At 64.1% G+C, this 20,194-nt stretch carries 14 protein-coding genes; 10 read left to right on the top strand and 4 right to left on the bottom strand.

Features of this window, described 5'->3' with window-relative positions; genetic code table 11:
- From BM175_RS19135 to BM175_RS19120, 4 genes are all read left to right on the top strand, one after another.
- On the top strand, nt 1–416 hold a 416-nt coding region (locus BM175_RS19135), incomplete at its 5' end, for a type 2 periplasmic-binding domain-containing protein (RefSeq protein ID WP_139224654.1).
- Between the two features lie 396 nt (nt 417–812).
- Complete coding sequence (locus tag BM175_RS19130; protein ID WP_090965929.1) at nt 813–2,066, top strand: CHC2 zinc finger domain-containing protein; 1,254 nt, start codon at nt 813–815, stop codon at nt 2,064–2,066.
- A 135-nt stretch (nt 2,067–2,201) separates the two neighbouring features.
- The gene (locus tag BM175_RS19125) at nt 2,202–6,071 is read left to right on the top strand and encodes an RNA-directed DNA polymerase (protein ID WP_090965927.1); all 3,870 of its coding nucleotides are present in this window, start codon (nt 2,202–2,204) and stop codon (nt 6,069–6,071) included.
- A 3-nt stretch (nt 6,072–6,074) separates the two neighbouring features.
- Nucleotides 6,075–8,549 (top strand): hypothetical protein, encoded by a 2,475-nt coding sequence (locus tag BM175_RS19120; RefSeq protein WP_139224706.1) that lies wholly within the window; start codon nt 6,075–6,077, stop codon nt 8,547–8,549.
- Between the two features lie 394 nt (nt 8,550–8,943).
- On the opposite strand, the gene BM175_RS19115 is transcribed toward BM175_RS19120, so the two are convergent.
- The 4 genes from BM175_RS19115 to BM175_RS19100 form a co-directional block, all read right to left on the bottom strand.
- On the bottom strand, nt 8,944–9,636 hold the full coding sequence (locus tag BM175_RS19115; protein ID WP_090965923.1) for a hypothetical protein: 693 nt from the start codon (nt 9,634–9,636) through the stop codon (nt 8,944–8,946).
- A complete protein-coding gene (locus BM175_RS19110; protein ID WP_090965921.1) occupies nt 9,636–10,040 on the bottom strand; it encodes a hypothetical protein in 405 nt (134 codons plus the stop codon). Before BM175_RS19110 ends, BM175_RS19115 begins: the two co-directional genes overlap by 1 nt.
- Before the next feature lie 418 nt (nt 10,041–10,458).
- Nucleotides 10,459–11,478 (bottom strand): substrate-binding domain-containing protein, encoded by a 1,020-nt coding sequence (locus BM175_RS19105; protein ID WP_090965920.1) that lies wholly within the window; start codon nt 11,476–11,478, stop codon nt 10,459–10,461.
- Between the two features lie 73 nt (nt 11,479–11,551).
- Nucleotides 11,552–12,907 carry an ROK family protein gene (locus BM175_RS19100; RefSeq protein ID WP_175526922.1) on the bottom strand — a complete coding sequence of 452 codons (1,356 nt, stop codon included), beginning with the start codon at nt 12,905–12,907 and terminating at the stop codon, nt 11,552–11,554.
- Between the two features lie 155 nt (nt 12,908–13,062).
- Between BM175_RS19100 and BM175_RS19095 the strand changes: the two genes are divergently transcribed.
- The 6 genes from BM175_RS19095 to BM175_RS19070 all read left to right on the top strand — a co-directional run bounded on the left by BM175_RS19095 (nt 13,063) and on the right by BM175_RS19070 (nt 20,002).
- Nucleotides 13,063–13,896: a sugar phosphate isomerase/epimerase family protein gene (locus tag BM175_RS19095; RefSeq protein ID WP_090965916.1), complete on the top strand. Its 834-nt coding sequence runs from the start codon at nt 13,063–13,065 to the stop codon at nt 13,894–13,896.
- A gap of 56 nt (nt 13,897–13,952) precedes the next feature.
- Nucleotides 13,953–15,074, top strand: a complete 1,122-nt coding sequence (locus BM175_RS19090; protein ID WP_090965914.1) for a substrate-binding domain-containing protein — start codon at nt 13,953–13,955, stop codon at nt 15,072–15,074.
- 81 nt (nt 15,075–15,155) lie between these two features.
- The gene (locus tag BM175_RS19085; RefSeq protein ID WP_090965912.1) at nt 15,156–16,727 is read left to right on the top strand and encodes a sugar ABC transporter ATP-binding protein; all 1,572 of its coding nucleotides are present in this window, start codon (nt 15,156–15,158) and stop codon (nt 16,725–16,727) included.
- Entirely contained in the window at nt 16,724–17,692 is a 969-nt protein-coding gene (locus BM175_RS19080; RefSeq protein WP_090965910.1) for an ABC transporter permease, read from the top strand. The genes BM175_RS19085 and BM175_RS19080 overlap by 4 nt, the downstream gene beginning before the upstream one ends.
- A 17-nt stretch (nt 17,693–17,709) precedes the next feature.
- Nucleotides 17,710–18,369 (top strand): gluconate 2-dehydrogenase subunit 3 family protein, encoded by a 660-nt coding sequence (locus BM175_RS19075; protein WP_175526921.1) that lies wholly within the window; start codon nt 17,710–17,712, stop codon nt 18,367–18,369.
- On the top strand, nt 18,359–20,002 hold the full coding sequence (locus BM175_RS19070; protein ID WP_090965905.1) for a GMC family oxidoreductase: 1,644 nt from the start codon (nt 18,359–18,361) through the stop codon (nt 20,000–20,002). Before BM175_RS19075 ends, BM175_RS19070 begins: the two co-directional genes overlap by 11 nt.
- The last annotated feature ends 192 nt before the right edge of the window (nt 20,003–20,194 follow it).

Raw genomic sequence — 20,194 nt, 5'->3', positions numbered from 1 at the left:
CGCCGAAGGCGTCGACCATCGCCGGCTGGGACGACGTTCGCGGCCAGGCGATCACGGTGACCCGCGGCACGACGCAGGACACCGAACTGACGGGCCTCGCCTCGGAGAAGGGTTTCACCGTCACCCGCTACGACGACGACGCCACGATGGTGACGGCGGCCGTCAGCGGCCAAGCCAAGATGGTGGCGACCTCCGCGACGCTTGTGAACCAGATCGGCCAGCGCAACCCGGACCTCGCCTACGAGCCGAAGTTCGTGATCCGCACCTTCGATCTCGCCATCGGACTTCGCAAGAACGAGCCCGAACTGAAGGCCAAGCTCGACGAATGGGTCGCAGCCAACCTCAAGAACGGCAAGCTCAACGAGATCTACCAGCGCTTTCACGGCTCCGCCCTGCCTGCTGAGATGCTGCAGTAGAAACATTTCGCGGGGCGATGGCCTGTCCGGTCGCCCCGCCCGTTCAGCTTCCGCTCTGCGCCCATTTCAGCCATTGGTCTGCTAACGGCTGTAGTCTGAAAGCGGACATTCGCGGGAGGGGGCGATGGCACCTTGCGCCAGTTGCTGCGGATGCCCCCGCACCGGAATTCAGACCTTCAAGCGCTGAAGCTGATAGCGAAATGGCTCCAGCGAGGGGGTGGCAAATGTGATTCCCATTACTCGCACTTTCCCCAACACACGCGAGACTAGTGCCTTGGCATCGGACCGCACTATAGGTAATTAGCATCAGCTCCCATTGGCGTAGTTCGCCTCAGTAGAGGATGAGGTTGAAAAACAATGGCTGACTGGAAAGGCGAAATTTAGCAGCTTGACATTGTGGATGTCGCGCAGAAACTGGGAATACAGTTGGCGCCGGGGCGGCGTTCCCCTCGCCTAGCAATTTGCCCATTTCACAACGACACTCAGCCTTCCCTGAATTTATACCGGGGAAAAGATCCTCACTATCACTGTTTCACGTGCCACGCGCACGGCGACACGATCGAGCTCGTGAAGCAGCGCCAGAACGTCGACTTTGCTGGCGCTCTTGACTGGCTGGCGAGCGCCTATGGCTTGAACCTCCGCCAGCGCGGGTGGCTAAACAAGGAACCGCGCCAGGACATCCGACAGCGGGCTCAAGCCTTTTGGCGTGAGAAGAATTACCTCTCACAGCTCAAACTTTTTGCGCAGGTGCGAAAGCTTGATCTGGAGACCCTGGATTCTGCAGGCATCGTGATAGGGTCTATGGAGGCCTTCCTTGCCAATCTTGGACAAGATCGAGCCGCGCTAGACGAAGCCGTTGCCGCGGGATTTGGCTATGTCGGGGATACTGGGCTTTCGCTGTCCTTGAGGTCGGTCTCTTTGACCCCTTTCGTGCGCGGCGCGTCGGTGCTCATCCCGATCAAGAATCTTCGTGCCAGGACCGTCGGGTTCATGGCGCGACGGGTTGTTGGCGATGGTCCGAAGTACCTCTTCACTAAAGGCTTCAAGAAGTCGGACCATCTGTATAGGGGCGACAAAGTCCGTCGCCGCATCGACTCTGCTCAGGAGCCTGCCGCCCTCGATGCCGCCGCCGACCGGTTCGATCTGTTCTTGGTCGAAGGAGTGTTCGACGCCCTGCGGCTAGAAAGTCTCGGCCTGCCGGCGGTAGCTCTGTTTGGTGCATCGATCAGCGACAAGCAGGTCGAGGCGATCGGCGAGCTCGCCGAATTGGCGCTATCAGCGGGACGGGCCCTCAGGGTTCACCTCTTCTTCGATGCCGATAAGGCCGGGCGCCGAGGTATGGCTGATGCCTTGGTCCGTCTGCTCCACAAAGGTCTGCAAGCGTCGTTCCTAGTTGATGTCGTGGGCGTGGACATCGAGGAGTCTGACGGTCAAACCAAGATCGATCCCGCTGAACTCCTCGCCGGCCTCGATCCTCACCAAGCCCGACTGACGCTTCTCGAAGCTTTGGTACCCGCTCTGGATGCGCTGGCCGCGGTCAGTCTCGACCATTCATTCGCCGGCGTGGCCGGTGCGGTGGAAGCGCTCGATGCGGGCGGCTCGATCATTCTGCAAAACCGCCTTGCGCGGCGTCTGCAGAAACTTGACTAGCCTGCGATCTGGCAAAACCTTGCGCCCGATGAGACCACCCTAGGCACGCAGTCGGAGGGCGGCCTTCTCAGTCGAGCCTTTGGTCGCCTTTCTCAAAAGCTAGAGCGCGCCTCGGCCGACGACGTAGAGCAAAGTTTGCCGGAGCCTTTCGGTGCCGAGGAACGATCGGCGGACGCGGCGCTGTTGCACGCGATGATCTTGGCCCGAGAGTCGAACGATAGTCGGGAGTATCCCGTCGACGTCGCCAGCTGGGACCGCATCGAGGAAGGTGCATCGATCTTCTTGCCTTGGATCGAGCAATCCCTGGCGCGGCCACAAGGGCCGCAAAGGCCCTATCTCGCCCACAACGAGGCCAAGGACTCCGGGGCGCCGCGTCTAAAATGTGGACCGTGTCCCGAAGACGCTATCCAGCAGCAATACGTGCTAACTGAGCTACTGCGCGTGCGCGGCGAACAACGGGAGATCGCCGAGCGCATTCCGGCGGTACGCTATTGGTCCGACCGGCTCGCGCTCGTCGTCACCGGTGCGCAGCGGCCCCAAAGCGCGGTAAGTTTTGCCTACCAGATCGATATGCGCGCGCTCGAGGAGCGACCTGATCGAAACCGTCGCCGCGACATGTTTCGGCCGTTCCTAGACTGCTGGAACAGCTTTATTTTGCACATCGGCCGTCGCATCGAGCGAATGCGGTCCGACCTGATCTATATCGCGCGCTTAGACATCAAGTCGTTCTACGATCACGTGCCCAGATACGCGGTAGAGCGGGCGCTCGACCAAGCCTTGCCCACCGCCGACGCGATGGTGCTGTTTGACATCACGCCGCTTTTTGGCGCGGACCTGGATAGCGGCGTTCGGCGCGACAGCCTCATGCGCTGGATCCTCGATCATAGCTTCGGCTCGATCGAGCATGGCTACAGTTTCGCCGCGCCCGCCGACGGCGAGTCCAAGAACAGCGGAAGCGGCGTCAAAGGCCTGCCGCAAGGACCAGCCCTAAGTTCCTACTTAGCCAACATTGTTCTCTTCGAGCTCGACGCTGAGTTGGAAGCGAGGGTGAGGGCCTTGGACGGTGACGCCTTGGCGGAAGATGGCCGTCATGCCTTTGGGGGCCTCTACGCCCGCTACGTAGACGACATCGTCATTGCCGCGCGGTCACCCGATGATCTTCGAAATCTACGGTCGGCGATCGAAAGCAAGCTGGAAGGCCTTGGCCTGGAGCTGAACGAAAAATCCGAGCACCTCGCCCCGATGAGCGCGGAAGACGCGCGCAATTGGGTCGTCGAACGTCGTGGGGCAGGCTTTTTCGCCTATGGCGAAGCGGATGATCAACCTAGCCCGGCGCCGGACGTTCGCAGCAGCTGGGCCGATATTCCGACTCTGGACCGACGCACCGCCCTCAGCGTCTTGCACTGGAGCGCGCTGGACGACCCCGAGCAGACGCCTTGGGAAGAGTTCGAGCTGATGCTGACCAAAGTGGCGCAGGCCGACGATCTGCGTGCGACCGACCGTGGCCACATCCTCCGTCGCATCATCTTGAGGGCGGCCTTGGGTGCCACGGCAGACGGCGAGGCATCGACCTGTGCGCGCTTTATCGAGTTTTTTGGCCTCCTCCTGCGGCCCCTGCACGAGAAAACGCCGCCGAAGCTCCGGGTGCGCCCGAGCGAGGTGGCGCTTGCCGAGGCGTTGGTCGCGGCTCGAGACTATTTCGCCCTCCTCACCGGGCTGGAGCGACTCATCCTTGGAAGTCCGGAGAGCAACCCGACGTTTTCGCGTCCGGTGCAGACCGCGATCGACCGCGCAAAAGTTAAGCTGCTTTGCTGGATCCTCAATGAAGGCCTTCTTGGTCACCTGTTCCAGCGCCTGATTACGCCTGGGTCGCAGCAGTTGGTGCGCGATCACCTCGGCGCGCAGCTGATTTTGCAGCGCGCGATATTGGAGGAGCGTGCGGCAAGGGCGATCCGCTTGCGGCCCGAGTCTGGCTTTGCAATCGCTCGGCGTCCTTTGATGGAGGCACCGACGGACAACGGCTCGGCCCTTGTGGCTATCGGATGGATGCGCACCTTCGCGCCTGATTTGCTGTACGAAAAGCACAGCGGTGCGGTCACCCGACTGCTCCATGCGATTGCGGCTGAAGCGCAAGTCGCCGGCGGCCCAGCGCCTACTGGGGGGGAGATCTTGACGCCCTTGGCTCGGTCCGAGGCGATGGCTTGGTCCGCCGATAAGGTCCTGACACTCCTGCCGGCTACGGCCGGCAGTGCGGGCCTCAATCCAATAGCGACCGCATTCAGGGCGCTGGCTGGGGGAACTGAGATCCCGCCGCCCGACTGGCGTATGCGCACCCTGTCGGCTTTCTTGGCCTTATCTGCGGGACCACAGCAGAGTGAAGCCTTGGCTCTCCGTCCTGGATTGATCGGAACCATCGTTCCCGGAGCGGTGATCCTGCCCTTGCCGCCGATCGCCGACCAGCCGGGCGTGTTTTGCTACTCGGACGCCGAGGGGAGCCGCCAGGTCCACGCCGTCCTCGTAAAGCCTGTTTCGGACGCCCTGGCAATCTTGCCGGCGGACCTCGAATGGCGTCAGGGCGACGCCGTCGCCAATCTCCAGCGCTGGAGCGCCGATCTTGGTGATCGCGACCTGCTGATGGATCCACGCACGGGTCGGCGGCGTGTCGATGACGATCTTGCGGTGATCGCCGACGTCTTCGTCGGCCTTGTGACCCGCTACGGAGTGAACCTGGGCCCGGAGACGACGCTGGTCCATGTTTTCGCGCTGATCGGTCCGCACAAAAGATTGGACGACGCCGAGTCGGCCGATGCAGTTGAGGGAGCTAGCCCCTACTTCGCGCTCGCTTGGCGCGTCCGGCGCGAGCAGGCCGAACAGCTGATTTTCGAGCAGCGCGGTGATGGTCTAGCCGTCCAGCGATCGCCGCACGCTGGCGCAGAGATCTGGCGGATCGGTCAATCGGTGGCCGATCTCTTTGCGATCCCCAGCGATGGTGCCATCGAGGACCATCAGGCGGGCTTGAAGCGCGATCGGCGGCTGCTGCAGGCGCGGCTTCGTCGCATAGCGTTTTCGCGGCTAAGGGGGCGCTGGATCAATCCCGCTCAGGTCTCAGCTGCGCTTGCCACGCGTAGCGTTCCGATGAGCCTTGATCGCATCGTCAACGTCCTTCGGGAAGCGATCGGTGAAGACGACAGCGTCGGTCCGCTCGTCTTGGAGTTTCTGCTGTCGGGGCGAGCCATGCGCGCCAGGATGGACTTAGGCCTCGCTGTGGATACGCCCGGCGGGTGGGCTCGTTTTCTCGAGATGGTTGGTGGCAGATCTTTGCGCGCAGCCGACGACGCGGGGCTCTTCGCGCATGCGCCAGTGCGATCTGGCCTGCCGCGTCCTGGTCGAGCGCTCGTCCGGACTGCAGACGCCATTTCCACCTGGTCGGACCAGACCACAGACGCCCGTTGCAGGGTCGTCCTGAGCGCGACCGCCCTGGGCTTCGAGTTGGCGGCATTCCGACTCGAGGTAAAGGACTTGGTGCTGGCCACCCTTGCGCGGTTCGCGCCGGCTGACCTGGAGCGCCTGGCTCAGGTTCGTCTTGATGTCGCGGCACTCGGCGCCTTCGGCGAGCTCCTCTTGTGCGAGCCGCGTTTTGGCCAGGGTGAGAGCAGGCCTGCGGCCTTGCCCGGGGGCGAGACGAGATCTTGGGGATACGACGCCGAATGGCAGGGCAAGGATCTCTTCGCCACTATGGTGGAAGCGCTCGGCCAGCGAGCCTTACCTGGGCGAGCGAGCCTTGAGCGAATCTCGACGGCGGGCTGGCTCACGATCATAAGCGTGATGGCCGGGATCATCCCGTTCGAGATGGGGCCGTTGCCAGCGGAGACCGACTCCCCCCTCAGGCCGAGGCTTCTGTCACTACCGGATCCAGCGCTGGCGACGCCGTTGCGTGCACTCGCGACCGAGTTGCTCGGGGTGGTCTCGTCGCGGCAGGATGACGATCCCGATCGTTGGCCATAGGAGGTGGCCAGCGCGCTCGATCTGGTTGGCCTTCGAGAGGCCATTGGGCTGGCCCGCGGAGCCCTGCAGGCGGTCCAAAAGGCCGCTGGTGTAGTGCTGGCCGAGAACCCGACGCCGCTTAGCAGTCTGGTCCTTTCCGATCAACATGTGGAGTTCGTTACTGCGGTTGGTCGCCGCTATCGCCTGCCATGGTGGCGTTGCAACCTGATCTCAACCGCCGGTGAGCGCATCGACCGTGTGGAAACGATCCCGGAAGGCGATCGTCTTGTCCACCCCTGCTCGATGCTGGAAAGCAGCGACAGCATCCTAGTCGTGCAGTTGATTTCCGAAAGCCTGGGAAAGATCACCGGGCTGGAGGACGCCGCGGTCGAGAGCGAAGGCGTGGTGTCACAGGCAACGAATTCCGCCATCCAGAGGCCAGAGCGGGAAGAGCGGTCGGAGCCGAAACCGGTTGCGTCGACCAATAATGACATCGAACTCGCTGATTTGAACAGCGCGGCGCCCGTAGGCGGACTCGATCCGCTGCCCATGGAAGTTCCGAAGGTGGCGGGAGCATTCGAGGCGGCGCACAAGCTGCCGTCTCAGCCGTCTGAACAAGACGCCGGAAGTGGGCCTCATCCAATGACCGCGCCTGATGGTGCGGGCTCAGCGCCTTTTGCTGGAAAGGCCGCAACTGGTGCTACCGACGGCCAGGCGGCCTGGCGGATTCGTCGCGACCGGGCTTGGCGCGCGCGCGGCGCCGAAGCAGGTCTTGCCAGGACTGGATATGGCCGAGTAGCGATCCTGCAGTACGATTTCCTGCTCAGCTACGACCCTGAGAAATTTCCCAACTACGGAATCAACGGAAAGACGGGGAAGCATCCAAGAATCGAAGCGGGTGTCGTCGATTGGAAGCTCAGCTTCGCCGAGCACCGCCGCCGCCAAGTGCTGGCGGCCGTACTGGAGACGTGCAACACCTTCGGCGTCGAGGCGCTCGTCATGCCGGAGTACTCGGCCTGGCCTGAGACCATCACCTGGATGGCTACTCATTGCCGTGAGCGCAGCTACAAGATCTCCATCTGGGCCGGGACATTCCGCCAACAGAACGGCTTTGGCCTAGTTGTGCGTGATGGCGTATACGCGCCAGTTGGACTGGATCAGAGTCCCCAAATAAGCCCCATGGAGGCCCACCTCAGCGTTGTCTTCTCCGAGACCCAACCGGGCAATCTCCTGACGGTGCTTTCAACCGGTGAGGTCAAGGACGAAGGGCCGATCTTCCAGCAAAAGCTTCCGGAAAAGGTGCGCCACAGGCCCAAGAAGTATCCGTCTATTGGGATGTTCGAGGAGTTCAAGCCCAGCGCCGGAGCGCTTGCACCCTTGATGGTAGCCAGCCGCTCGCTCACCCGCGTCGAGTCCTTCATCAACGAATTGGTCTGCAGCGAACTGTTCGTCTTCAACGGGCCGCTGAACTGGCGCAATGTGGCCGACCACCTCGCGACCAGCGCGGCCAAGTACAAGGTTGCCGCGCTTGAGAAGGACTGGCTCGACGTCTTGGTCGACGATGCGAAGAACGCAGCCCACGTATTCAGTGGGGCAGAAGGACACAAGCCGCGCCGAAGCCTGCTGTTCGTGACCTGTGCAACCAGCCGCGACGCAGACTACCACTATTTCGCGCAGAGTGCCTATTTGGCCTCGGGTATCGTGACCGCTTTCTGCAACTGGTCGGCACCAGGATTCGGCGGCAGCTGCTTTATCGGTGCTGGCGGCTGGGAAACGCGCGGTGACGGCGTCGTGGCACCGAACCCCTACCACGGGGTAACTCCGGGCTTCCTGTCGAATGGAGCGGACCGCGGCGCGCTGGCGCCAACGGGAAACGCGCTAATCATCGCTGATATCCGCCTTGAGAAAACAGTCGACGATAAGCCGCGGTCTCAGACCCTGGGCGCGCCGATGCGACTCGTGGCACACGTTCCGATCCTGGAGGACATGGACTGCAAGGAGGTCGAAGGGCGTTGGGACAAGACTTGGTGCCATAAGCGCCAAGTCCCCTGGGTGGCAGCCGACAACGCCGAGCTTCTGCACGATCCGAAGCTCTATAAAATTGCGCTCCACAAGGCCGCAATAGGAGAGCGGGTTAGTCTGGACGCATTTTTCGCAGCTATGGAAAAAGTGGTCGCCGGAGCAGGAAGCTCATTGAACATGACCGCCAAGCAAGCCGATGCCGCCGTCGCCGCAGCACTATCGCTGACAGCGGCGTTCGATCGATCGCCCGCGATGGGACGGCGTGCCGCCGCGATGGCAAAGAACCTGAGGTTACTGCCAGAGACACTCCCCTGTCCGGCGCTGGTCGACTGGCTCGTCGTGGATTTGGATATTGAGTTGTTCCACCGCCAACTCGTTGCTCTTCAGGAAGTCAGGAAGAAGAGTATTACTGCATCGGAACTGCCTGCTGCGCTAAAGGGGGCAGCTTGGCGCTGGGTGCCGCGCGACGGTGAATAAAGCTAGGCTTAGAGAATATTTTTCCAGGCGGGTGAACTAGGTCTGTGGGTAATTCTAGTCGGCTTGGAGCAGCGCTGGAAGGCGGCGATGCGGCGGCGATGCATATTGGGGGCGGAATCGCAGCTGTGGCTGTACTAGGCAAGGTAGAGGGGTTGGGCACCGAGGTCGGTTTCTGCGACGTCCGATCGAACAGGGTTTGGTCTGCCACCCGCTATGGCTTTGGCGCCGACGCGGCCGCGGAAGCGCTTGTTGAACGGCAGCTACCTGCCTTGTTTGCGCGGAAACGGTCGGTCTCCTTTCGGCCGGGACGAGTGGGGTGAGCAGAGGAACGTTGGGTTCGTAGTATACTCGAAGCTCTCTCAATCATCGCGAGCGAAGTGGATTAAATCAGCGCTCAGGGCTCCCAATGTTCGAACTCGATTCCGAACACCTCTGGGCTCAGTCGATAGCTGGAGCCTTTGGGGTCGATATAGGCTACAATGAACTCCGATGGCGGATCGGCAGCGACGCCCTTCGGTAATCGAGCGCCTATCATAGTCAGTGCAGAGGGCTGTTGTTGCCCAGTGAACAACGCCATCTCGCGGCGCACCCCTAGCACTTCTTTCAGCAAATCTTTAGTGAACTTCGCAACGGCCTTGCACTCGACGCCAAGCGCAATCTCGTTATGCCCCGGATAGCCTTTGCTTGCGGTCGTCACAACGATGTCGAGCTCGTGACGGCGGCTATTGTCCCAACCGAACGTCGTATGATGATGTCCAAGCGTGTCAAACTCAATGTTGAGAAACAGCCGATAGTCAGCGCCGCTCAAATACGGCGACCTTAGTTCGAAATGCGCGTCACTCGTCTTGATCATGCCGGGCGACGCCTTGAACTTCAGCGTACCTGGTGCGGCCGTTGAGGGAACGAATGTGAGGCTGAAGCCTCGGCTGGTAAGATCTGTCACCACTTTCGACAGAACAAATAGCTCATAGAGTTTGCCTTCCTTCAACGCGGCCAACAACTTCCGGTCGCCGGGTTGCTTTGCGCGGTAGGCGTTGAAAACGCGCTGGATTTTCTTGGTCGCGCGCGCCCTCGCTTTCATATCCATTAGGTGTCATCCCCGTAGCCGAAGCCGTCTTCCATCAGGCGGTTAATGATGTGGTTGATGTCGTGGCGCACCTCGGCGAGGTCAGGCGCTTCGGCCAGATTGATTTCGCGGGGACCGCGATCGTCGGCGAGTTCGACTACCACACGGGTCGGACCCTCATTGCGGACCGCACCCAGGATTCTGGCGAGCGACGCCTCGGCGACGGTGCGATCCTGGATCGCGATATAGCGCTCAAAGGCGCTCAGCATCTCAACCAGACGCTTCGGCGGATCGGAGAGCTTTGTTTCGCCGGTCTCGAGGTCAGTGACGGTATAATGTCGCTCATCGGCGAGGTCGGCTGCGCCCGAAAGCGTGAGCTCTTCGGCGACCAGTTCGATCAGTGCGCGGAAATCCTCTTCGTCCATTCATCCCCCTTGCCATACGGTTCAGCTGAAGCGGCACTGTTATCGATCTGAAATTTACCGACCATGCGATGGGGCACAAGCCAACGCTGACCCAAAGCATAGACATTCCCGCCTATAGCTACTTTTTGTCGGCAGCTTCAGCGATAATGGGAAACCAACCTGATCAGATTAACTCGTCAATGTAAGTGACCGCATCGCGCGAAGGAAAATGGCCGCTTTTCGGCTCGGCCCTCTCGGAAGGCGCCCGTCAGCTTTCGGCCCGAATTCCCAGATCCCCATCCTATCGTTACTTGGTCGGCAAAGCATGAATTGGCGCATTTTCCAACACGCATACCAACTTGGAATACGCCGTTGCGACGTGCGCGCTTGTTCCACGAACGGCATGTTTACCATGTGGCGGCCGTAGCAAAGGTGCGGGTCAAGCAACAGGACTTGATGTGAATAAGGTCTCCGCTCCGCTGACTTCTCGATAGACCGCGGACGCATTTCGTGGGGTCGCGGTCAAAGCCGGAACGACGATCCATGATGGAACCGAGCGTCCGGTCAGAACCAGAATAGCCGCCGCCGCCGCGACGGCACCCTGCCGGAATGGATTCTGCGCGGCAACACCGCACAGAATCCGTCCCTCACCGAGGGCCGCAGCTGCGGCTGCGCCGAGATCGACGGTCGTCATGGCTGGCGGCCTTTTGCAGGCGGAGAGAACGGACAGAGCTGCGACCGCCGGCTCGTCCCAGACGATAAAGACGCCATCCGGCTCCGGCTCCTTCTCGAGGTAAGTCGCGATCACCTCGACCGCCCGGGCCGGCGTCTCGAACTTCAAGTGTGCGAGGCGGATATCGGGGCGTTCGCATCGCATCCACTTGTCGAACCCGATCTCACGTTGAGCCGTCGCGAAGAAGTCGACGCTGTAGGCGGCAACGCATACACGGCCTCCCGGAGGCACATGCGGCGACAGAAGCTCCGCTGCAATCTGGCCGAGCCGGAAGTTGTCGCAGGAAACGGCACTTGCGTAATCGCTCTCCGGCAGAAGTCCGGAGGGAACGTTGTCCAGAAGGATCAGACGGACGCCCGAGGTTGCCAAGCGGCGGAACGCATCTGTCACCACCGTGCCGCCGACCGGGATCGCGATTACCGCATCCGGCCGCGCCGCGATCAAACGGTCGATCGCCGCGACCTGAGCGGACGGGCTGAATTCGCAGTCGATGATGTCTGAAATCTTCGCCCCGGCTTCCGCAAGAGTGGCCTCGATACCGGCGATCTGGCGTCGCGACCAGTCGGACGCTCGTGTGTGCAGAAGAAGCGCCAGCTCAAAGGCGTGCGACCGCGCCTCCTCGCGCACGCTCTGCGTCAGCGCGGCAAGCTCCGGTCCGGCGGCGCGCTCGCCGTGAGGGCCGAGGCCAGCGGCCGACGATGATGTTGCCGCGTCCGCCCGTGTCATCAAGCCTCTCCCGCCCCACGGATCTTGTCCAGCTCGAGACTAGAGGAGCGTTTGCGGCTTGGGAACGTCGGGTTCACGCTGCACCTGCAGCGGCTTGCAGGAAGGTGAGGACCTTGGGATGGGCAAGGGGAGTCCCGCTCGTGATCCAAGCCTCCAGGAAGTGCGAGGCGAAGAGCTCCTCTGCAACAACCGTCGCTGCGCCGACGAGGCCTGCCGAACGGCCCATGCGCGAGCGCAGGATGGACAGGTCGCGGCTCGCGAGCGGTTGTGCATGGCGATAAACCGCCTCGCGGATCGCCGCGAGGCAGATATCGCCGGTCTGGGCAAGGTCGCCCCCGATCACGAGGGTCGCGGGGTTGAAGATGTTGACCAAGCCTGCAAGCGTCGTGCCAACGAGGCGCCCGGCCTGCGCCAGAATGTCGGCCGAGAACGGATCGCCGAGCCGCGAAGCGGTACCGATGTCGTCGACCGTCACGGCGCCCGAGCGCGCCAGGATGGCTGCAAGGGCGGGGCTTTGTCCCTCGCTTGCCGCCCGCTCGCCCTCGCGCGCGATCGCCTCGCAACCGGCGACGGTCTGCAGGCAGCCGACGTTGCCGCAGCCGCAGACGAGCATGCTGCCTTCGCCCATGTAGATGTGGCCCATCTGGCCGGCGATCCCCTGCGCCCCGCGCAGAAGCTGGCCGCCGGACACAAGGCCGGTCGAGATCGACGGGCCAAGGTCGACGAAAATCAGATCGAAGGCGCGCTCGGGCGGGAGGGCCGTGATCTCTCCCATCGTTGCCGTCTGGACGGCGCTTCGTGCGAAAACCGGTGCACCGAAGCGGACGGCGAGCCGTTCGACGAGGCGCGACTCGTTCCAGTCCGGTGATGTCGCGAAGCGCGGCACGGCAAGCTGCACCTCCTGTTCGAAGTCGACCGTTCCCGGCGCCCCCAGTCCGATCCCCCAAAGCGGTGCTCCCCCCTCGCCGAGGGCCCAGGCGAAAAGCGTTTCCAGGCGTTCGAGCAGCGATGGGCTCGGCAGGTCCGGCGCCACATCCTCGTAGTGCTCGAGGAGGAGCCGTCCCGAAAGGTCGGCGAGACCGATGCCGACCGTGCTGCCATCCATGTTGGCAACCAGGAGCCGCCCAGCTTCTGCCCTGAACCGCAGAAGCTTCGGCGCCCGTCCGCCGATGGAGCGGCCGACGCCGTTTTCCTCGACGAGGCCGAAGGCGGATAAGGTCGCCAGGCGGTCCACGATGACCGCGCGCCCGAGATGGGTCTCGCGCTCGAGGTCAAGCCGTGTCGCCGGGCCAGCGTTCCTCAATGTGCCCAGGATCGACACGAGGCTCTGCCGTTCGGCCTCGAGCGCGCGCACGCGTTCGGCGCCAAGCGAGACCGGCTCGCCGCGGCTCACAGATGCCCCTTCATCGCTGGCGCGTCGGCTGGCCAATTGTGTCTCCTTTGCGTGCGACCATGCCCGAACCGACGATAGGGCCGCAACTGTGTTTCAGTGGCATTCGGCAGATCGCCATTGACTTCTGCTTTTTATCAGCATTAGTTGTGTTTCTGACATCGAAAGTGTCGGCAAACGTCGGGGAGGGCGGATTGGCCGGTTGGAAGATGGCGTATCACGCCAATTGCTGGGGTCCGCTCGGCGGGGACGCCGTGGGCGTGACGTCGATCGGACGGCTCGCCTACCGCACGTTCGGCGATATGAACCTCGCGGCACGGGAGATCGCTGCAGCCGGTTACAAGGGCATTGAGTTCTTCGACGGCAACGTGCTTGACGGGGAGGCGGACGACTTCGCCTCGCTCCGTCGCACGCTGGCCGAGACCGGCCTCGCGCTCGTCGCTGTCTATAGTGGCGGCAACTTCATCTTCGCCGACGTGCTGGAGGAGGAGCTTGCGCGGATCGGGAAGGCGGCGGACGCCGCGCAGGCGCTTGGGGCGGAGCATCTCGTCGTCGGCGGCGGCGCGCGCCGTTTATCGGGCGCACGGAGCGGCGACTACGACGCCCTCGCCGCAGCGCTCGACAAGGTGGTCGCGATCGCCGAGGCGCGCGGCCTCAAGGCCCAGTACCATCCCCATCTCTCGACCATCGTGGAAACGCCCGCGGAAGTCGCGCGGATCTTCGAAAAGACCGCGATCGGCTTCTGTCCCGATACGGCGCATCTGGCCGCCGCCGGCGGCGATCCGGCGGCGCTGGTGACAGGGCACGCCGCGCGCATCACCTACGTCCACCTCAAGGGCTGGCGGCGCGATCCCTTCACCTTCGTTCCGGTCGGCGAGGGCGACTGCGACAACGGCGCGGTGATCAGGGCGCTGAAGGCGATCGGTTACGACGGCTGGATCTGCAACGAACTCGACGCTTGGCCTGATCCCGCCGCGGGAGCGCGGGACAGCCTGCGCTTCGTCGAGGCCGAGGCCGCCAAGGCCTGAAGACATGCGGCGATGCCCCAAGGCGCGCCGAACACTCTGGGAGGAGACCCAACACCATGCGCATCACGACCGTTCTGCGCCCGGCCGCGCTCGCCGCCGCGCTTCTTCTGTCCGCCGCGCCGGCAGTTCTTGCGGCGGATCCCGCGCAGGCGCTCGCCAAGATCGGCCGGTCCGTCATGAGCCTCGGGCCGAACGGCGAGAAGCCGGAGCCTGCCTCCGCCGTCTCGCTGAGCGAGGAGGAGCTTACCCGGATCAAGGCTATGAACGCCAAGGCCGCGATCGTCATGCACTATGCCGGCAACGACTGGAGCCAAGCTCAGATCGAGGGTCTGAAGGCGCAGTTCGACAAGATGGGCATCGCCGTGGTGGCGACCACCGACGCAGGCTTCAAGCCCGACAAGCAGGTCGCCGACCTCGAGACCGTGATGGCGCAGAAGCCGAACGTCATCGTCTCGATCCCGACCGACCCGACCGCGACGGCCGCGGCCTACAAGGCGGCGGCGGATGCGGGCGTGAAGCTCGTCTTCATGGACAACGTGCCGGCCGGCTTCAAGGCGGGCAGCGACTACATCGCCTCCGTCTCGGCCGACAACTACGGCAACGGGGTGGCGACCGCCCACCTGCTGGCCCAGGCGCTGGGCGGCAAGGGCGACGTCGGGCTCGTCTTTCATGCCGCCGACTTCTTCGTGACCAAGCAGCGCTACGATGCCGTGAAGAAGACGCTCGCCGAGAACTATCCCGACATCAAGGTCGTCGCCGAGCAGGGCATCGGCGGACCGGACTTTGCCGGCGATGCGGAAAAGGCGGCGGGCGCCATGCTCGTCTCCAACCCGACCATCAAGGGCATCTGGGCGGTCTGGGACGTACCGGCCGAGGGCGTCGTCAACGCCGCTCTGAACAACGGCCGCGACGATCTCGTGATCGTCAACTGCGACCTTGGCGAGAACGTCGCGATCAACATGGCGAGCGAGGGCAACATCAAGGGCCTCTCCGCGCAGCGCCCCTACGACCAGGGCGTGACCGAGGCGATGCTGGCTGGCTACGGTCTCCTGAACAAGCCGGCGCCCGCCTATGTCGCCCTGCCGGCGCTTCCCGTCACCAAGGCGAACCTCGCCGAGGCCTGGGACCAGGTCTACCACAAGCCCGTCACCGACAAGATCAAGCAGAGCATGGAGTAGCGCCGGTCGCCGTCGCCCTTCGCCCGGTTCCGGGTGAAGGGCGGCGCATACCGTCGCGCCTGTTCCCCTCGAGGTTTCACCATGAGCCATGCCTTGCCCGAGGCCGTGCGCATGCGCGGCGTCTCCAAGCATTTCGGCGGCGTGCGCGCGCTGGAGGCCGTCGATCTCGACATCCGGCCGGGCGAGGTGCACGCGCTCCTCGGCGAGAACGGAGCCGGCAAGTCCACGATCCTCAAGATCCTGCGCGGCGTGCAGCCGCCGAGCGCCGGCACCGTCGAGATCGGCGGCACGGCGATGAAGGGCTTCACGCCCGAGGTCGCCCGCCGTCTCGGCGTCTCCATGGCCTTTCAGGAGATGAGCCTCGTTCCCACTCTCACCGTCGCGCAGAACGTCTTCCTGAACCGCGAGATCAAGGTCGGCGCCTTGATCGACGACCGCGCTGCGATCGAGGAAGCGCGCCGTCTCTTCGCCCGCATGGGCGTCGCGGTCGATCCGCTCGCCAAGGTCGCCGACATCCCGGCCGGCCACCGCCAGCTCACCGAGATCGTCAAGGCGACGTCGCAGCCCTGCAAGGTTCTCGTCCTCGACGAGCCCACGACCGCGCTCTCCGGCAACGAGGTGGAGCGCCTCTTCGACTACGTCCGCCAGCTGAAGGCGGAAGGCGTCGCCGTGGTCTACGTCTCGCACCGCATGGACGAGATCTTCCGCATCGCGGACCGTGCGAGCGTCCTGCGCGACGGGCGCCACGTCGTCACCGGGCCGATGGCCGACTTCACCCTCGACAGCCTCATCGCCCACATCATCGGTCGCCGCTCTCGCGGCTTCTCCGATGTCGTGCGCGAGACGGCGACAGTCGGCGAGACCATTCTGGAGGCGCAGGGCCTCGTCGGGGAGCACAAGCCCGCAGGGGTCGACCTGACGCTGCGCCGCGGCGAGGTCGTCGGCATCGCCGGCCTTCTCGGTAGCGGCCGCTCCTCGCTCGCGCGCGTTCTTGCCGGCGTCGCGCCGCTGCGGGGTGGCGAGATCCGCGTGCAGGGGCGGGCCGTCGCGATAAACAAGCCTGCCGATGCCATCGCCGCCGGCATTGCGCTCGTGCCCGAGGACCGTTCGCGCCAAGGCTTCGTCGCCTTCCACAGCGTCGAAAGCAACATCGCCCTTCCGAACCTCTCGCGCCTCTCCAATGGCGGCTTCGTGGACGGGTCGAAGTCGGCACGGCTGGCGGACGAGTCGATCGCACGCCTGCGCATCAAGACGGACGGCTGCCGGGCACCAGTGCGCTCCTTGTCCGGCGGCAACGCGCAGAAGGTCGTGATCGCCAAGTGGCTCGCGACCGAGCCCGACATCCTCATCCTGGACGAGCCGACCGCAGGCATCGACATCGGCTCGAAGTCCGAAATCGTGACGCTGATCCGCGGCCTCGCCAAGGCCGGCAAGGCGATCCTCGTCCTGTCCTCCGAATTGCAGGAGCTGCTGGCCGCCTGCGACCGCATCCTCGTGATGTCGGACGGGCGCATCGCCCGCGAGATCGACCGCCAGGCGCTGGATCCAGGTCCCGGCGGCAGCGAGGCCGACGCGCTCGGTCAGGCCGAGCAGACCCTGAACACCTTCATGCAGCAAGCCCGATCCGAGGCACGCACAGGGACGGCCCGATGAGCAACCCGACGACATCTGCGCCGCGCAAGACCTCGTCCGCGCTGTCGAACTGGCGCGACTACATCATCTATATCGGCTTTGTCGCGATCTTCCTCGTCTTTGCCGTGACGCTCGGAGACCGGGGTTTCCTCGACCCGAACAACCTCCTCAACATCGTCCGCCAGACGGCGATCATCGCGATCGTCGCCGTGGCCATGACCTTCGTACTGGGCGCTGCCGAAATCGACCTGTCGGTCGGCGCGGTCGCGGGACTGGCCTCGGTCACGACCGCCATAGGCATCGACCAGTTCGGCATTCCCGGCGGTATCCTCTTCGGCCTCGGCACGGGCATCGTGTGCGGCGCGGCGAACGGCTGGCTGACGACGGTGATCGGCATCCCCTCGTTTCTCACGACGCTGGCCATGATGGGCATCGCCCGCGGCGTCGCCATGTGGATTTCCGGCACGGCGGCGATCCCGATCCTGTCGAAGACCTACGTGTCCGTCTTCGGTGCCGGCAATCTCGGACCGGTGCCGAGCCTCCTCATGTGGGTCGCCGCAATCGGCCTTCTCGGCCACGTCGTCCTCAGGCGCACGACCTTCGGGCGGCGGGTGCTGGCGACCGGCGGCAACGAGACCTCGGCGCGCTATTCGGGCGTCGATACGGCCTCAATCAAGTTCAAGGTCCTGCTCTTCTCCTCGCTCGCGGCGGCGCTGGCCGGCATGCTCTATGCCGGACGCCTGCGCTCCGGCCGGTTCCAGTTCGGCGAGGGCGACGAACTCTCGGTGATCGCCGCAGCGGTTCTGGGCGGCACCAGCCTCTTCGGCGGGGCCGGTACGGTGGTCGGCTCGATCATGGGGGCCCTGATGATCGGCCTCATCAACAACGGCCTCGTGCTCATGGGGCTCGAATTCTCCCAGCAGCTCATCGCCCGCGGCGCGATCATCATCCTCGCCGTCGCGATCAGCCAGGCGCGGCGACGCTGATCCGAAGGATGGACCCGATGACCAACACGTTCTTCGACGCACACGACCGCGCGACGATCGAGGCCGCGATGGCCCGCATCATCCCCTCTGACGACGGGTTGCCCGGTGCGCTCGAGGCCGGCTGCATCGACTTCGTCGAGCGCTACCTTTCCGGTCTCGACTACATCTTCGCAAAGCCCGACGGTTCGGGCTTCGAGATTCTGCAAGGGCGATCGGCGGACGCCTGGAGGCAGCGCATCGAGATCATGCGCGGCAAGTATGCTGATGGCATCCGTGAGCTCGACGCGCGCGCGAGCGTACGCTTCGCCGCGACCTTCAAGGATCTTTCTCCCGCGGACCAGGACGATATCCTGCGCGCGCTCGAGGCCAGGGCGGCGCATGATCTGACGACGCTGACCGTGTCGGACGGTCTTGCCGGCCCCCTTGGAGAGCCGGCTCTGCAACAGACTTCGACCGAGACCGACCTCGACTTTTTCCCGCTCCTCGTCGCCCATACGCGCCAAGGCTTCTACGCCGATCCGATCTACGGTGGGAACCGGGACCAGGTCGGCTGGCAGGTGATCGGCTTTCCCGGCCCCGCCTCGCTCAAAGAGGTGCACGAGGGCCGCTACACGACGCTGCAATGGTTCGCCGAGGGCGAGGCCGAGAAGGTCAAGGAGTTCCACGATGGTCTCTAAGGGCAAGCCGGCGCGCACCGACGCCGTGATCATCGGCGCGGGCGCTTCGGGCGCGGCCGCCGCTAAGGTTCTATGCGAGGCGGGCGTCAAGGTCGTCGCGCTCGAGAGGGGGCCTTGGCGACGCAAGGAAAGCTTCGGCGGCGACGAGCTCGCCAATATCAACCGCTACAATCTCTGGCCCGACCCGCTTCTCAATCCGCGCACCTGGCGCGAGAGCGCCGCCGATAAGGCGCGCATCGACCTCTTCTGCCCCGTGCCGCAGATGGTGGGTGGCGGTACCGTCCACTGGCAGGGCTGGCTGCCGCGCTTCACGCCCAACGATTTCCGCATGCGCACGGTCGCCGGCGAGCTGCCCGGCGCCTCGCTCGCTGACTGGCCGATCACCTACGACGAGCTCGAGCCCTACTACCAGAAGGTCGAGTGGGCCTTCGGCGTATCCGGCGAGGCCGGCGCCAACCGCTTCGAGGGACCGCGCTCGGGGGGGTATCCTTGCCCGCCCATGCCCATGTCCCGCTATGCACAGAAGTTCCACGAAGGCTGTGCGGCGCTCGGGTGGAACGCCTTTCCGACGCCTCAAGCCGCGTTGTCGCGCCCCTTCGCCGGCCGCAAGGCAACTGTCGTTAGTGCCTTCGCCCAGCAGCATGGGGACCCGACCGGTACCCGCTCCTCGGCTCTAAACGTCTTCGTCCCGGATGCGGTGGCGACGGGCAACTACGAGCTTCGACCCGACTCCTATGTTCGCGAGCTGGTGCTCGACGGAACGGGCAAGATCCGGTCCGCCGTCTATGAGGATGCGGACGGAGCGGTCTTCGAGCAGGAAGCAAATCTCTTCATTCTCGCCTGCGGCGCGGTGGAGACGGCACGCTTGATGCTGCTTTCCCGATCGGGCCGCTTCCCGAACGGACTTGCCAACGGGTCCGATCTCGTCGGTCGCAACGTGACCTTCCATGAGTATTCCGCCGCGGTCGGCACCTATACCGATCCCGTCTATGCCTGGGCGGGTGGAGGCTACGTCAGCGCTTCCACGTTCGAGCACTACGAGCATGATGAAACGCGTGGCTTCATCTCGGGAGGGCACATCGCAGTCGCCGGCGTCGGCATTCCGCTGCCGATCAACTGGCGCCTGCCGGGCGCCCCCGCTTGGGGTGCCGAGGCGAAGCGCATCGACCGCGAGCAGTTCAGCCATTCGCTCGCTGTGGCCATGGTTCTGCACGACATGCCCCAGCACGACAACCGCATCGATCTCGACGAAGAGGTCACGGACGCCTGGGGTCTGCCGGTGGCGCGCGTCACCCTGAAGGCCCACGAGAACGACCTCAAGCAGGGGCGCTATCTCATCGACCGGGGGGCGGACATCCTGGAGGCGAGCGGAGCGACCTCCGTCACGAAGGTCTATGCCGACCGTGTCACCGGCAACTGCTCGCATCAGCATGGCACGGCGCGCATGGGCGACGACCCGGACACGTCCGTTCTCGACCGCTGGTGCCGGGCGCACGAAGTGGAAAATCTCTACGCGGTCGACGGCTCGCCCTTCCCTACGGGTACCGGCGCCAACCCAACACTTACCATCATGGCCAATGCTTGGCGCGTCGCCGATCGGATCGTTGCCCAGCGGGGATACAGCAATGTTTAGATCGCCGTTGCCGATATGAAATATGGCGAGCGTAGCAAACATATACTACAGACCGAGGGGGATGCAGGGGACTAACAACCGCGCCGATCGAGTATTGGTGGTTGGCGATCTCATGCGAGGTGATCGGACTCAGTTGTCGTCGTTTGCGGGATGGCAGCTTCCTGCACGATTGAGCTGAAAGCTGCCCGTCTG

Source organism: Aureimonas phyllosphaerae, from assembly GCF_900113065.1.
Classification (GTDB): domain Bacteria; phylum Pseudomonadota; class Alphaproteobacteria; order Rhizobiales; family Rhizobiaceae; genus Aureimonas; species Aureimonas phyllosphaerae.
The sequence above is the reverse complement of the archived record's forward strand: the minus strand, read 5'-3'. Positions and strand labels throughout refer to the sequence as shown.

Bases quoted from the DNA above. Each gene is read 5' to 3' on its own strand.
- BM175_RS19115 (WP_090965923.1), bottom strand. From the start codon at position 9,636: ATGGATATGAAAGCGAGGGCGCGCGCGACCAAGAAAATCCAGCGCGTT.
- BM175_RS19110 (WP_090965921.1), bottom strand. From the start codon at position 10,040: ATGGACGAAGAGGATTTCCGCGCACTGATCGAACTGGTCGCCGAAGAG.
- BM175_RS19105 (WP_090965920.1), bottom strand. From the start codon at position 11,478: ATGACACGGGCGGACGCGGCAACATCATCGTCGGCCGCTGGCCTCGGC.
- BM175_RS19090 (WP_090965914.1), top strand. From the start codon at position 13,953: ATGCGCATCACGACCGTTCTGCGCCCGGCCGCGCTCGCCGCCGCGCTT.
- BM175_RS19085 (WP_090965912.1), top strand. From the start codon at position 15,156: ATGAGCCATGCCTTGCCCGAGGCCGTGCGCATGCGCGGCGTCTCCAAG.
- BM175_RS19080 (WP_090965910.1), top strand. From the start codon at position 16,724: ATGAGCAACCCGACGACATCTGCGCCGCGCAAGACCTCGTCCGCGCTG.
- BM175_RS19075 (WP_175526921.1), top strand. From the start codon at position 17,710: ATGACCAACACGTTCTTCGACGCACACGACCGCGCGACGATCGAGGCC.
- BM175_RS19070 (WP_090965905.1), top strand. From the start codon at position 18,359: ATGGTCTCTAAGGGCAAGCCGGCGCGCACCGACGCCGTGATCATCGGC.